We start from the raw sequence: 12,880 nt of genomic DNA, 5'->3' as shown, positions 1-12,880 counted from the left end.
AAATGGAATGTTCAAAACAAAAAAATTCGTAAAAATGGCATTTGTAACAATACTAGCTGCATTATTTCTTGCCGGTTGCGGCGGGGACAAGGCCTCTACTGATAGTAGCAAGGATGTACTAGCCCAGATCAAGGAAGACAAAAAAATTGTATTTGGCGTAAAACATGACACGCGTTTGTTTGGATTAAAAAATCCATCGACAGGTGAAGTGGAAGGGTTCGATATCGATCTTTCCAAAGCGCTTGCAGAAGAAATGTTTGGCAAGGATGTTAAGCCCGAGTTCGTTGAGGTTACGTCGAAAACGAGGGTAGGTCTCTTAAACAATGGTAAGGTTGATGCGGTTGTCGCTACGATGACGATCACGGAAGAACGCAAAAAAGAAGTTGATTTTACTGATGTTTATTTTGACGCCGGGCAATCATTGCTTGTGAAAAAAGGCAGTAAGATTCAGAGTATTGATGACTTGAAAAAAGACACGAAGGTACTTGCTGTGAAAGGCTCGACATCTTCAATCAATATTCGTGAGAAAGCTCCTGAAACAACAGTACTTGAATTCGAAAACTATGCTGAAGCCTTTACGGCACTAAAGGCAGGTAAGGGTGATGCCCTGACTACAGATGATTCGATCCTTTATGGTATGGCAGAAGAAGATCCGTCATTTGTATTAGTCGGAGGAACGTTTACTGAAGAGCCATACGGGATAGCTGTTAAGAAAGGTAATAAAGAACTTGTTGATGAGTTGAATAAAGCCTTAAAAAGCCTGAAGGATTCAGGAAAGTACGATGAGATTAAGGATAAATGGATTAAAAATTAATTATTAATACCAGGTTTCTCATCAGGATGGGCTGTAATCCGTATGCAATCTTTTCGGAGTGTGCTCATCCTGATTATTTAGGAGGAGATCGTTTGCTGGATTTCTCGATACTAACGACTAATATGGATTCATTTTTAGAAGGATTAAAAATAACCATCATTGCTAGTTTAATAGCTTTATTAGGAAGTTTTATTTTGGGAACACTTCTTGCTGTTATGCGAATTGCCCCGTTTAAACCTCTTAACTGGTTGGGGACGGCATATGTTGAATTTATTCGTAATATACCTGTACTCGTTATCGTGTTTTTTGCTTATTTGGCTGGTAACTTTGGCGGGATGACTGCTGGAACAATCGGGTTGACCATCTATACAGCCGCTTTCATCGCCGAAGCTATCCGTGCGGGAATTATGTCTGTACCAAAAGGGCAAATGGAAGCTGCCCGCTCGACAGGATTAACTTACGGCCAGGCAATGAGAATGGTTATACTCCCTCAGGCAATAAAGATCGTTATCCCCCCTCTTGGCAACCAATTTATCAATTTAGTTAAAAATTCATCCTTGTTAGCAGTCGTTGCAGGAGGGGATTTAATGTATCAGGGGGATTTAATATCTGCAAAAACGTACGTAACCTTTGATACCTATGTTTTCGTTGCCTTATTTTATTTAATTTTAACTATACCTTTAAGTCTTGGCGTAGGATATTTAGAAAAACGCTTGGCAAGAAGTAATTAAGGAGGTGCGAAGATGGATTTTCTAGCACCGTTCATTGAAGTATATACACCTGAACATTTCAAATTTTTACTGGAAGGATTTGGAGTAACTCTTAAGGTTGCTGCAATTTCAATCGTGCTCAGCTTCATTATTGGAGGTCTTATTGGAACTCTCAGATATGCGAGGATTCCCGTTGTTTCTCAATTACTAGCCGTGATCGTCGAAACAATTCGTAACCTTCCTTTACTGCTAATCATTTTCTTCACCTATTTTGCATTGCCTGAAATTGGAATTGAAATGGAAATAACGACTGCGGCCATCGCAGCATTGACGGTTTTTGAATCAGCGATGCTGTCAGAAATCATCAGAAGCGGCTTAAACTCAATCGAAAAAGGACAGATTGAAGCAGGACGTGCGTCTGGTCTGAACTACATCCAGACATTACGCTATATCATCATGCCACAAGCTCTGAGAAGAATGGTTCCACCCATTGTCAGTCAATTTATTTCTCTGCTTAAAGATACATCATTAGCTGTCGTCATCGCGTTGCCGGATTTATTGCACAACGGACAAATTATTTACGCGCAAAAGGGATCGTATGTGATACCTGTTTTTGTAATAGTGGCGTTGATGTACTTTATCGTTAATTATGCTTTGTCACTAGTTGCGCGAAAGTTAGAATTAAAACAAGCTTAAGAAATCTGGCTCATGAGTTGGGCCGGATTTTTTTACTTCCAATAGGTTGCTTCATTTCTTTCCTTTTTTGTTTTATAAAGTTCATAGTTTATCATAAAAAATAGAAAAAGGTTACTAACAAATTAACTGCATAACCATAAAATAAGAATATTGTTAATGGATGATTAAAGTTGAAAAAACTCTGCTGAAAAAGGAGTTCTATACTTATGCAGGATAACAAACAATACTATTCCGATCTCGAAGCAAGAGAAATGATCTGTGAAATCGGAAGAAGGGTGTACTACAGAAATTATGTAGCAGCGAATGATGGAAATATCTCAGTAAAAGTCGGGCATGCTGAACTTTGGACAACACCTACTGGAGTAAGTAAAGGATATATGACACCTGAGATGATGGTGAAGATGGACCTTTCTGGTAAAGTGCTTTCGGGGAGTTTGAACCCTTCATCTGAGATAAAAATGCACTTGAGAGTTTATAATGAAAACCCAGAAGTGAATGCAGTCGTTCATGCTCACCCCCCAGTTGCTACCTCGTTCGCAATAGCTGGTGTTCCTCTTGATAAGCCAGTTTTACCAGAGGCAATCGTACTTTTAGGTACTGTACCGGTGGCACCGTATGCGCTGCCTGGAACTCATGAAGTGCCTGATTCGATTGCTCCCTATTGTAATACACATAATGCGGTACTATTGGCGAATCATGGAGCACTTGCGTGGGGAAGGGATTTGATGGAGGCATATTTTCGTATGGAATCCCTCGAGCATTACGCCACAATTCTTATGTACTCCAATAATGTTTTGAAAAAAGCGAATGAATTAAATCGTTCACAAATCGCTGACTTGATAAATATTCGAGAATCGATGGGGATAAAAGCAGGTGGGGTACCGATAAATGAAGAAGATAGGAAAGTTGAAGAAGAGGATAGATGAGGTTAAATAGCAGCATAAGACTATAAGCCTTATGCTGCTTTCATTTAGTTAATATGTATTTCCCGTAATTTTTTACCTACATTTAGTAATTCAGAGACAAAAGAGTCAATCTCCCCAACAAGAACTCCGCCGTGCCCAGTACACATTACATCTACATCAAAATCATTGATAGCCTTTAGTCCCTTAAGAAACTCATTTAGATCGTCTTTTGCAACTCCTCCGTTGCGTAAAAACTCCAGCCATTCATGCCTCAGATCGTTTCCGGCTGAGACTAACCCCTCCTTTGATAGTGGATCACCAAAAAAGCAGAGGAAATCACCCGTGAAAAGGACTTTAGATGGCTGGTGGTAGAAAGCAAGCGACCCAGGAGTATGGTGGCCAACCCAAAAGTATTCAATGTTTTGAATCACTCCACGATCTGACAAATCGAAATGGAATTGATCAGGTTCTGGATAATCGATAAGGCTGCTTTCCTGATGATGAATATATTTCTTAGCATTTTTAAAAATAGCAGCTCCTTGTACATGATCTTCATGACCATGGGTGGCTAACACTAACTTAACGTCTTCAGGTGACTTACCCAGCTGTTTTAAAGCATGTACTAAATATGCAGAATGCGCTTCTTTGCTGGAATCTATTAAAGTAATACCATCTTCTTGCACAATAAAATAGCAGTTATTATAGGAATTCCAATTAGAATCCCAAATGGCTAAAACGTAAACATTTTCTTTTACAGCTTCAAATAAATACTCCAAATTCCTACCCCCATGATAACAACAACGTGTTTACAGTATTAAGTATATAAAATTTGGAATAGTTGGACAAAATTCATGTGCAGATAAATCGCAAATTAGGAAAAGAATTGAGCGGCCTCTCACTTTATGATTAAGGTGAGGGGGAAAGAAAATGAACTTATTAAAGAAAAAGGACCCATATCAGGTCTATATTTATACCTGTTTCTTATCGCAATTGTTTTTTACATTTGTATTTACCGTCAACTTGTTATATCAAGTAGAAATGGTTCAACTTGATCCATTGCAGTTAGTTTTAGTTGGAACTGTTTTGGAGGCGACTGTTTTCATTTTTGAAATTCCTACCGGGATCCTCTCCGATTTAAAAAGCAGAAAGCTATCTGTCATTATTGGCTTTTTCTTAATTGGAATAGGTTTTATTATCGAGGGGATGTTTCCGGTTTTTACTGCGGTCATTCTATCTCAAATCATATGGGGAATTGGATATACCTTTACAAGTGGTTCACATCAAGCTTGGATTGCAGATGAAATTGGGGAAGAACGTGCTGCTTCGGCATTTGTAAAAGGTGCCAAGGCAGGGAATTTTGGAAAAGTTCTTGGCATTCCATTAAGTATGCTGGCTGGGTATTATATACTCAATTTGCCAATCATTTTAGGCGGTATTGGGTTGGTAGTGTTAGCACTCCTCTTAGCTTTCTTTATGAAAGAAGAGAATTTTAAACCAGCGGAAAAGGTTGAGCGGGTATCGGTTTGGAAGAATATCAAGGAAAATATGAGCCAAATTCTTTATTATTCTAGAGTCCATTCTCTAATGCGAATACTTTTTCTCATTGCGTTGTTTTTTGGTTTATATAGTGAGGGCTTTGACCGTCTGTGGATTCCCCATTTTATAGAGCAATCAGGATTATCAAATCTATCGGATAGTCAGTTAGTTTTACTGATGGGCGGAGTTCAATTCATAGTTGTCCTTTTGGCATTTGCAGCGCTCCATTTTATTGATAATAGCTCCATCCACCAGCGTCTTAACCATATTTACTTGGCCCTTTTTATTGGGAGCATTCTAATTATCACGTCATTAATTGGTTTTGCTTTTACCACATTCGCTATTGGTTTGCTAGTCTTTTACGTCGTCATCCAGATTTCTAGAAGTATTATGTATCCATTGGAGACGGTTTGGCTGAATAAAATTATCCCGGATTCTTCTACAAGAGCTACCTTTTTTTCAGTCAAAGGCCAAGTAGACGCAATTGGACAAATTGGCGGCGGGCCAATTATTGGTGTGATCGCTTCAAACTTCACGATAAAAATAGCCATTTTGGTTAGTGCGATTATTTTAATGCCTGTTCTATTTTTATATAACCACATCATGAGAAAAAATAGAGGGTCAGGAATCAAACGGGTTCCGTTTTCCTATCACAAACATTAAAAATGTAAGTTAAAATGAGTGCCAAATTGCTATTGTAATTGACACTCATTTTTTTTATTGGTGTAAAGCCATTTGTGAGGAAATTATATAAAAATTTGTATAGGAAAATGCACCCCAAATTGTAGGGGTACCATACTTGTACCCCTACAATTTTACCCTCAATTTGATATATAAATTGTCCTAAAAACAAGATTAGAATGGACGTTATAATTGGATATATAGTTTAGATGAAATAAAGTTTGTGAAAAGATGTACTTACGCTAACGGGCAGGTTTGTTAAAGAAGGAATATAAATGAAATTGGTAGAATAAGTAAATCGGATATAAATCTTAACGCCTAAATATCAATAAGGGGAGGAGAATGTCTATGGGAACTAACGAAGTAAAAAGTTTAAACTAAAATAAGCGCGGGGGTTAAAAAATATGAAACAATTGGGGACGCTATACTTTTTCTGTGGAAAAATGGGAGCTGGAAAATCAACTAAATCAAAACAATTGGCGATAGATAAACATGCGGTACTGTTGTCTGAGGATGAATGGCTTTCATCTCTTTATCCCAATCAGATTGCATCATTTGAGGACTATCTAAAATTCTCAGCGCAGCTCAAGCTGTTGGTCAAAAAGCATGTCCAAAACATATTAAGTGTCGGTACAGATGTAGTGATGGATTTTCCAGCTAACACTCAAAAACTGCGAAAGTGGTTTTTGGATATGGCGTCAGATGTCAATGCAAGCCATCAACTAATTTTCCTTAATCTAAATAACGAGCAATGCTTACGTCAAATTGTACAAAGGCGTAACGAACAACCCGAAAGAGCAGATTTTGACACGGAAGCGGTGTTTATTCATGTTACTAAATTTTTTGAAGCACCAGAGGCATCCGAGGGTTTAAATATTTTAGAGTTTAGCAGAAAAGAATAACAAGGAGTTCAATGATTCGTGTGTATAGAGTACCTTTTGTTCTGGGAGGTGCTCTATATGATATAAAATGAAATGTGAGTAAGAAAAGTTTCAATGTATATATGTTAAAATCGATGTAACTTTGTGAAGTGGTACACTTAAACTAACGGGTGCGATTGTTCAACAAGAGCAGTCGCTTTTCTTGTTCCATTAACAGGCAGGTTAATTAAAAATGAAACCATAAAAAGGAGCAATTTTGCTCCTTAATCACATATTTTTTTTTATTTTTTCTGCTTCTGACATTATATTTTTGATTAATATTTTTACAGTTTGTTGCTTAGCTAATCTTGGACTTTGACCAGACCATAGTGACATAAATTCTTTATTATTCTTTGAGGCGGCAACTTTTCTAATATCCTGGGTTAATGTGTTTTGAACGGGGAAGTCTGGTAAATACCATTCGTTACTCTGCATACCCAAAATAAAATTATTTTGTATTCCTCTTGCCCATTTACCTGAAAATGAACGAGTTAATACTGTATCTTCCTCCGTGACATTCATAACAGCTTCTTTATGTACTTTATGTGCTCCACTTTCAATACAAGTCAAGAAAGCTGTCCCCATCTGTACACCCTTTGCACCTAAGCAGATAGAAGCTATCAACCCTCTTCCATCCATAATACCTCCAGCAGCTATTACTGGAATACTTACATTGTCAACGACCTGCGGTATTAATGACATTGAACCAACTAAACTCACTTTATAATCATCGATAAAGTTCCCTCGATGTCCACCAGCTTCACTCCCTTGAACAACAACAAAATCCATACCTGCTTTCTCATTTTCAACTGCTTCTCTAACAGTGGTTGCCGTTCCCATTAGAATAATGTCAGATTTCTTCAACTCAGAAATCACTTTTTCAGAGGGAATGCCAAATGTAAAAGAACAGATTGGGACATTTTCTTCAATTACTACCTTAATTTGTTCAATAAATGTTTCATAGACATTATTAAATTCAGGAATTTCAAAGCTATCTTTTTGAGGTAAATTTAGTTGTTCACGAATAGGGTTTAATAACTGATTAGCTGATTTAATGTCATCATTTATAACATCAAACTCATTGGGTACAAATAGGTTTATACCAAAAGGATTTGATGTTAGGGTCTTTAACTCCCTTATTTGATTTCTAATTTGAATAGGGGTCATATAACCTGCTCCAATCATACCTAGACCACCACTATTTGAAACCTCAGTGACTAATTCCGAAGTTGTTACTCCACCTGCCATTGGAGCCTGAATAATTGGATATTTTATTTTTAATATTTCTGTAATTTCATTATTTAACATGTATATCCCTCATCTTTTGCGTAAGATTTCCTCTCAAATTGAATTCCATTTACAAGCAGGGCTGCCCCAATTAATACGACACTAGATGCTCCAATTAAAGCAGTATTAAAATTATGAGTGAATGATGATAAGACTCCAGAAAGGATGGGTCCTATCAACTGTCCGATAGCAAAAATAGCAGTTAGAATGCCAATCGTTCGGCTGCTATTAGATGGATTTATTTGTCGCCCCAATGTTGTAGCAAGTGTAGTGATACCCATAAACGTTGCTCCAAATAATAAAGCACTTATGATAAAACTAGTTTTCGAAACCCAAAAGGCTGGCATAGCCATTCCCAAGGATTGTAATGCCATTGCAAGGACTAAGGATTTAACGAAGCCCCATTTTTTTGCTAGTATAGACCAGATGAGACAGGATGGAATCGCAGCCAAACCAACCATCATCCAAACTAAAGTTGCATCATTATGAAAGGATGGGGTCTTTTCAGCGATAGATACGATAAATGTTCCTGTAACAATGTAACCCAATCCTTCTAAACCATAGGCAATAATCAACCATAGGAGCCATTTAGTTGGGGGGACAACTGCAAAATTATTTTCTTTATTTTTTAACTCAACAACGTTGGAGGCTTCATCTAGCCATAGCCATACGAAGATAGATAGGATTGCACTGACAACAGCTAATCCGATCCATGTACCTTCCCACTGATATAAATGGTTTAAACTCGGAATAAAAAGACTGGATAAACAGATTCCCAAACCTACCCCTCCATAAAATAAACCAGACCAACTTGTTTTGTTTATAGTAGCAAGTTTATCTAACACGATACCAGAGGCTAGGACCAACACATAAGCACTGGAAACCCCCGATAGAAATCGAAGTACATACCAAATGAAATGAGAGTATGTTAGACCCATTATGGCAGTGGTTAAGATACTGATTATTAGACTTATTTTTAAGATAATCACTCGATACTTCTTCAAAGGTATCGCTCCTGCTAAAATTGCTCCAAGCAAATATCCTGCATAGTTACTTGATGCTATATAACCAGCAACTGTATTTGAAAAGGAAAGATCTTTTTGCATAATCGGAAGAATGGGAGTATAGGCAAACCGTCCAATCCCCATAGCAATGATTAGAGACAGTATTCCTCCTATTAAAAATAGAAAAGATTGCTTCTTCAAATAAAAACCTCCAATAAAAAGATTATATTTAAAGCATATCTCTTATCTGATATATTGAATAATACATAATATTGATATTCGCTATCAGTAATTTAGATGGCAAAAAAAGAGGTGAGGATTTTTATGGAATTGCAAACATTAAAAGTTTTCCAGACTGTTGCAAAGCTGGGGAGTATTTCACAGGCAGCAAGAGAACTTCAATATGCACAATCTAATATCACGATGAAAATACAGCAATTAGAAACGGAACTCCAAACGGCCTTATTTTATAGACATAATCGTGGTACTGCTTTAACAGCTAAAGGAAGCATGTTATTAACATACACGGAAAAAATTTTTCAGCTTATAGAAGAAACGAAAAACGTGATGAATGATGATCAAACACCAAAAGGTCCTTTAATTATTGGTTCTATGGAAACAACTGCCGCAGTTCGCTTACCAGCCATATTTTCAAAATACCTTAAAGATTATCCCCAAGTTGATCTAACTCTAAAAACAGGTTCTACGGAAGAAAATATTCATGGTGTTCTTCAGTATGAAATTGATGGAGCATTTGTGGCTGGACCTATTGAACACCCCGAACTCATTCAAAAGGAAGTATTTGAAGAGGAATTGATACTTGTAACTGATACAATTCATCCACCCATATCTTCTATCGAAGATATTCAAACGAGGACACTACTTGTATTCCGTACAGGATGTTCTTATCGGAAAAGGCTTGAAGAATGGTTTCATCAAGAGAGGGTGATTCCTAAAAAGATAATGGAATTTGGAACCCTAGATGCAATCATTGGGTGTGTATCTGCTGGTCTAGGTATAAGTATGGTTCCACAAAGCGTTGTAGCAAAACAAATTCAAGAAGGAACTCTTAGAAAGCATTCACTCCCGAAACCATTTGGAAAAGTCAAAACAGTATTCATTTATAGAAAAGATAAGTATGTACCTTCATCATTATTAAAATTTATAAATATGTTAAGTGATTAGATGAGAGGTTAGGGTTATCAATTAGGAATAACAAAAAAATTTTAAAAATGAATTCTAAATAAGTGATAAATTTAGGAAAAGAAGTGAAAGTAGTGAGAATAGGTTTTTTTGATTCTGGAATAGGTGGTATGACTGTACTACATCAAGCATTGAGGCTTTTACCGAATGAAGATTACATTTTTTATGCGGATACCTTGCACGTTCCATATGGTGAAAAGCCAAAAGAAGAGGTAAGGGAATATATATTTAATGCAGTTGATTTTATGGCTAATCAAGGAATCAAAGCATTAGTCATTGCTTGTAATACAGCAACCAGTATTGCAGTGGATGACCTTCGCCAAAAGTACGATTTCCCTATTTTGGGTATTGAACCAGCCGTAAAACCTGCTGTTCAATGCTGTGAGGGAAAACGTAAAAAGGTATTAGTGTTGGCAACTAATTTGACCCTAAGAGAGGAAAAGTTTCATAACCTTGTGAAAAGTATAGATTATCACGATATTGTTGAAAGTCTACCTCTTCCTGGTCTTGTCCAATTCGCTGAGAACTTTGAATTTAGAGAAGAGAAAGTTGTACCTTATTTAAAAGAAAAACTATCTTTGTTTGATTTAAAGCAATACGGCACGATTGTTCTAGGATGTACCCATTTTCCTTATTTTGAAAATAGTATAAAGAAAATATTTCCTGAAGAAGTAGACATTATTTCTGGGAGTATTGGAACTGCAAAGAACTTAAAACGAATTCTCGAAGCAAGGAATCAAATTAACAATGGAACAGGGGATATTTTATTCTTTAAATCTGGTTTTAAAGTAGAAGATAAAGAAACATTATCTAATTATAAAAAGTTGTTGGTAATGTTAGACGAACTTCAGCTTTGTCACCTAAACCTTAAAAAGTAATCACCCCAAAAACGGTTACATAAATCATTAAGGTTAGGCTATTCCGACAGTATTTTTCATATTTAGGTAAAAGTTTGTGAAATATTATACTTAAAGTAACGGGTGCGTTAGTTGAATAAGAATTAAGTGATTTTAGGACTGAGTCTATATGTTAGTTATTCCATTAAAGGTCCAGTTTTTTGAGGAACGCTTTAAAGGCTATTAGATATCTATGTTAAAGTTTAGAAGAGTTTGAGAATATAGCTTGAAATAAAGTCGAACCGTTTTGAAAGTTGAATGGCTATATAAGTGAAACCGTTTTACAGGCTGTTCCAAAAGTCGATAATAGATCGATTTTTGGAACAGCCTCTTTTTAGTGGTAGAAGTCACTCTATCATTTAATACTTACATGTGGAGGTGCTATTTAAACTAAAGCTGGAGTTAGTACGAATAAAATATGATTGGGCTCATCACTTTTGTTCAAAAATCGATGTCTAACATTTGGTGGAATGCGTACGACATCTCCTTCATCTAAAAAATATTCGCTTCCTTCAAGTTCAACATAAGCTTGTCCTTTCATGACGACAGCAATTTCTTCTTTATCGTCGTGTGAATAGTGACTTTCCGTTGTGTTTGCGTGTGCATTTAATTCCATCATTAAGAGTTCAATATGTGCTTTCATAAAGTCTGGTGTTAACACATCATAGACAATATGGTTACTATTTTCACGATATACTTTCTTTCGGTCATGTTTTCTCGAAATGAGCGAATCCGTATCAATTTCATTAATGAAGAGGGTAAAGAGTGGCACATTTAATGCTTGCGCAATCAGTTCTAGTTTTCATCAGGCAAACGAGCCTATCATACCCACCTCTCCAAGTAAAGTCCTATAGTTATTTACGTTGAAAACTATAATTACTTACTATATATAATGCTTCTACAAAGATACGAATATGGCATTTTTCTTATCTTTACTTACGTTGAATACGGTGGAAAATCATACTACATATAAGAGCAGGTTAGTGGAACAAGAACTACAAAAACCATCCTATATTGTGTAGTTTTTATCTTTATCATAAATTGGTGATGTACTAGAGTGGGTTAATAGGCGGTTTATTACTTTTTTAGTAAGTGGCATGAAGTAATTGAGTATTAGACCTCCTAAACAAACGGTTAATAAAGTTCCAATGCCAATGGGTCCATTGAATATTATTGCCATCATCAGGAATACCAGGTAAATAACAGTTCTTGATAACAGTATATTTGTTCTAGTTAATTCTTGTATGATTAAGGTTAAACGGTCAATTGGAATCGGGGCAAAATTTGTTTGTAAATAAATTGCTGTTCCTAATCCTATAACAACTAAGCCGATTCCAAAACAAACTACTTTGTTGTACCATAGTTCTGGAGTTATCAAATTGTGCAATAAAAAAAGCCACATATCGATACCAATACCCGTTATAAATGCTGTTAACAAGCCTAAAACTTCTGGTCTTTGTCTTTTTAAAAATGAATTACAACCTATCAACATTAAAGCTATTATGATTTCCCAACTTCCCACAGTAAGCCCCACATTTATGGACAGTCCCACCAAGAGTGCATCAAAAGGTGAAGTCCCAAGGTCTGATTGTATAGTGAAAGAAATACCAAGCGTCAATATTAAAATTCCTAATACATAAAAAACATATTTCACTTTACTCGACCTCTTTACTATTATTTTTTGTTGTAAATGCAATAAAGTTAGGTTAAATTTAATATATGCCATTTTTATTGCATTTGCAACAAAAATATGTACGAAGGAGGTAATTATGAAGGAAATTCTTCGTGAAATTGGAATGATAGCAAGGGCATTAGATTCTATAAGTAATATAGAATTTAAAGAATATGACCTTACAAAAGGACAGTATTTGTACCTTGTGCGAATATGTGAAAACCCAGGAATCATTCAAGAAAAGTTAGCCGAGATGATAAAAGTAGATCGAACAACAGCATCTCGTGCTATAAAAAAACTTGAAATGAATGGCTTTATTGAAAAGAAAGACGATAAACATAACAAAAAAATTAAAAAACTCTTTCCAACAGAGAAAGGGAAAAATGTATATCCTTTTATAAAAAGAGAAAATGATTTTTCCAATATCGTTGCATTAAAGGGATTTTCTGAAAAAGAAGCAGAAACCATTTTCAATCTTCTTCAAAGAGTAAGAAGAAATGTAGAAAAAGACTGGGAATTTGTAAAAAAGGGAAACAAGAGAGATTATTGATTATAT

The 12,880-nt window shown here is 36.0% G+C and carries 13 protein-coding genes and 1 pseudogene; 9 read left to right on the top strand and 5 right to left on the bottom strand.

Annotated elements, in window-relative coordinates; translation table 11 throughout:
* Positions 1-7 precede the first annotated feature (7 nt).
* The 4 genes from QUG14_RS15590 (at position 8) to QUG14_RS15575 (ending at position 3,146) form a co-directional block, all read left to right on the top strand.
* A complete protein-coding gene (locus tag QUG14_RS15590; protein ID WP_289341436.1) occupies positions 8-814 on the top strand; it encodes a transporter substrate-binding domain-containing protein in 807 nt (268 codons plus the stop codon).
* Between the two features lie 92 nt (positions 815-906).
* Positions 907-1,545: an amino acid ABC transporter permease gene (locus tag QUG14_RS15585; protein ID WP_289341435.1), complete on the top strand. Its 639-nt coding sequence runs from the start codon at positions 907-909 to the stop codon at positions 1,543-1,545.
* Between the two features lie 12 nt (positions 1,546-1,557).
* Positions 1,558-2,220, top strand: a complete 663-nt coding sequence (locus tag QUG14_RS15580; protein ID WP_289341434.1) for an amino acid ABC transporter permease — start codon at positions 1,558-1,560, stop codon at positions 2,218-2,220.
* A gap of 206 nt (positions 2,221-2,426) precedes the next feature.
* On the top strand, positions 2,427-3,146 hold the full coding sequence (locus QUG14_RS15575) for a class II aldolase/adducin family protein (protein WP_289341433.1): 720 nt from the start codon (positions 2,427-2,429) through the stop codon (positions 3,144-3,146).
* A gap of 44 nt (positions 3,147-3,190) precedes the next feature.
* Here QUG14_RS15575 and QUG14_RS15570 read toward each other — a convergent pair whose 3' ends face one another.
* Positions 3,191-3,901: an MBL fold metallo-hydrolase gene (locus QUG14_RS15570; RefSeq protein ID WP_289341432.1), complete on the bottom strand. Its 711-nt coding sequence runs from the start codon at positions 3,899-3,901 to the stop codon at positions 3,191-3,193.
* A gap of 151 nt (positions 3,902-4,052) precedes the next feature.
* Between QUG14_RS15570 and QUG14_RS15565 the strand changes: the two genes are divergently transcribed.
* Both QUG14_RS15565 and QUG14_RS15560 read left to right on the top strand, forming a co-directional pair.
* Positions 4,053-5,324 carry an MFS transporter gene (locus QUG14_RS15565; RefSeq protein ID WP_289341431.1) on the top strand — a complete coding sequence of 424 codons (1,272 nt, stop codon included), beginning with the start codon at positions 4,053-4,055 and terminating at the stop codon, positions 5,322-5,324.
* A gap of 422 nt (positions 5,325-5,746) precedes the next feature.
* Positions 5,747-6,244 (top strand): P-loop nucleotide/nucleoside kinase family protein, encoded by a 498-nt coding sequence (locus QUG14_RS15560; protein WP_289341430.1) that lies wholly within the window; start codon positions 5,747-5,749, stop codon positions 6,242-6,244.
* A 246-nt stretch (positions 6,245-6,490) separates the two neighbouring features.
* Here QUG14_RS15560 and QUG14_RS15555 read toward each other — a convergent pair whose 3' ends face one another.
* On the bottom strand, positions 6,491-7,570 hold the full coding sequence (locus tag QUG14_RS15555; protein ID WP_289341429.1) for an NAD(P)H-dependent flavin oxidoreductase: 1,080 nt from the start codon (positions 7,568-7,570) through the stop codon (positions 6,491-6,493).
* The gene (locus QUG14_RS15550; RefSeq protein ID WP_289341428.1) at positions 7,564-8,754 is read right to left on the bottom strand and encodes a YbfB/YjiJ family MFS transporter; all 1,191 of its coding nucleotides are present in this window, start codon (positions 8,752-8,754) and stop codon (positions 7,564-7,566) included. The genes QUG14_RS15555 and QUG14_RS15550 overlap by 7 nt, the downstream gene beginning before the upstream one ends.
* Before the next feature lie 123 nt (positions 8,755-8,877).
* Here QUG14_RS15550 and QUG14_RS15545 point away from each other — a divergent pair, with 123 nt between their 5' ends.
* Complete coding sequence (locus QUG14_RS15545) at positions 8,878-9,738, top strand: LysR family transcriptional regulator (protein WP_289341427.1); 861 nt, start codon at positions 8,878-8,880, stop codon at positions 9,736-9,738.
* 92 nt (positions 9,739-9,830) lie between these two features.
* Entirely contained in the window at positions 9,831-10,634 is an 804-nt protein-coding gene (gene murI / locus QUG14_RS15540) for a glutamate racemase (RefSeq protein ID WP_289341426.1), read from the top strand.
* 403 nt (positions 10,635-11,037) lie between these two features.
* On the opposite strand, the pseudogene QUG14_RS15535 reads toward murI, so the two are convergent.
* A pseudogene (locus tag QUG14_RS15535) lies at positions 11,038-11,451 on the bottom strand (cupin domain-containing protein); the annotation flags it as partial.
* Between the two features lie 210 nt (positions 11,452-11,661).
* On the bottom strand, positions 11,662-12,306 hold the full coding sequence (locus QUG14_RS15530) for a YczE/YyaS/YitT family protein (RefSeq protein WP_289341425.1): 645 nt from the start codon (positions 12,304-12,306) through the stop codon (positions 11,662-11,664).
* A gap of 115 nt (positions 12,307-12,421) precedes the next feature.
* On the opposite strand from QUG14_RS15530, the gene QUG14_RS15525 reads away from it, so the two are divergent.
* A complete protein-coding gene (locus QUG14_RS15525) occupies positions 12,422-12,874 on the top strand; it encodes a MarR family winged helix-turn-helix transcriptional regulator (protein ID WP_289341424.1) in 453 nt (150 codons plus the stop codon).
* The last annotated feature ends 6 nt before the right edge of the window (positions 12,875-12,880 follow it).

It is taken from the genome of Neobacillus sp. CF12 (genome assembly GCF_030348765.1).
Classification (GTDB): Bacteria; Bacillota; Bacilli; order Bacillales; family Cytobacillaceae; genus Neobacillus.
This window is presented reverse-complemented; position numbering and strand designations above follow the sequence as displayed.

Coding starts and splice junctions, on each gene's coding strand:
- QUG14_RS15590 (WP_289341436.1), top strand. CDS start 8: ATGTTCAAAACAAAAAAATTCGTAAAAATGGCATTTGTAACAATACTA.
- QUG14_RS15580 (WP_289341434.1), top strand. CDS start 1,558: ATGGATTTTCTAGCACCGTTCATTGAAGTATATACACCTGAACATTTC.
- QUG14_RS15575 (WP_289341433.1), top strand. CDS start 2,427: ATGCAGGATAACAAACAATACTATTCCGATCTCGAAGCAAGAGAAATG.
- QUG14_RS15565 (WP_289341431.1), top strand. CDS start 4,053: ATGAACTTATTAAAGAAAAAGGACCCATATCAGGTCTATATTTATACC.
- QUG14_RS15560 (WP_289341430.1), top strand. CDS start 5,747: ATGAAACAATTGGGGACGCTATACTTTTTCTGTGGAAAAATGGGAGCT.
- QUG14_RS15555 (WP_289341429.1), bottom strand. CDS start 7,570: ATGTTAAATAATGAAATTACAGAAATATTAAAAATAAAATATCCAATT.
- QUG14_RS15545 (WP_289341427.1), top strand. CDS start 8,878: ATGGAATTGCAAACATTAAAAGTTTTCCAGACTGTTGCAAAGCTGGGG.
- QUG14_RS15525 (WP_289341424.1), top strand. CDS start 12,422: ATGAAGGAAATTCTTCGTGAAATTGGAATGATAGCAAGGGCATTAGAT.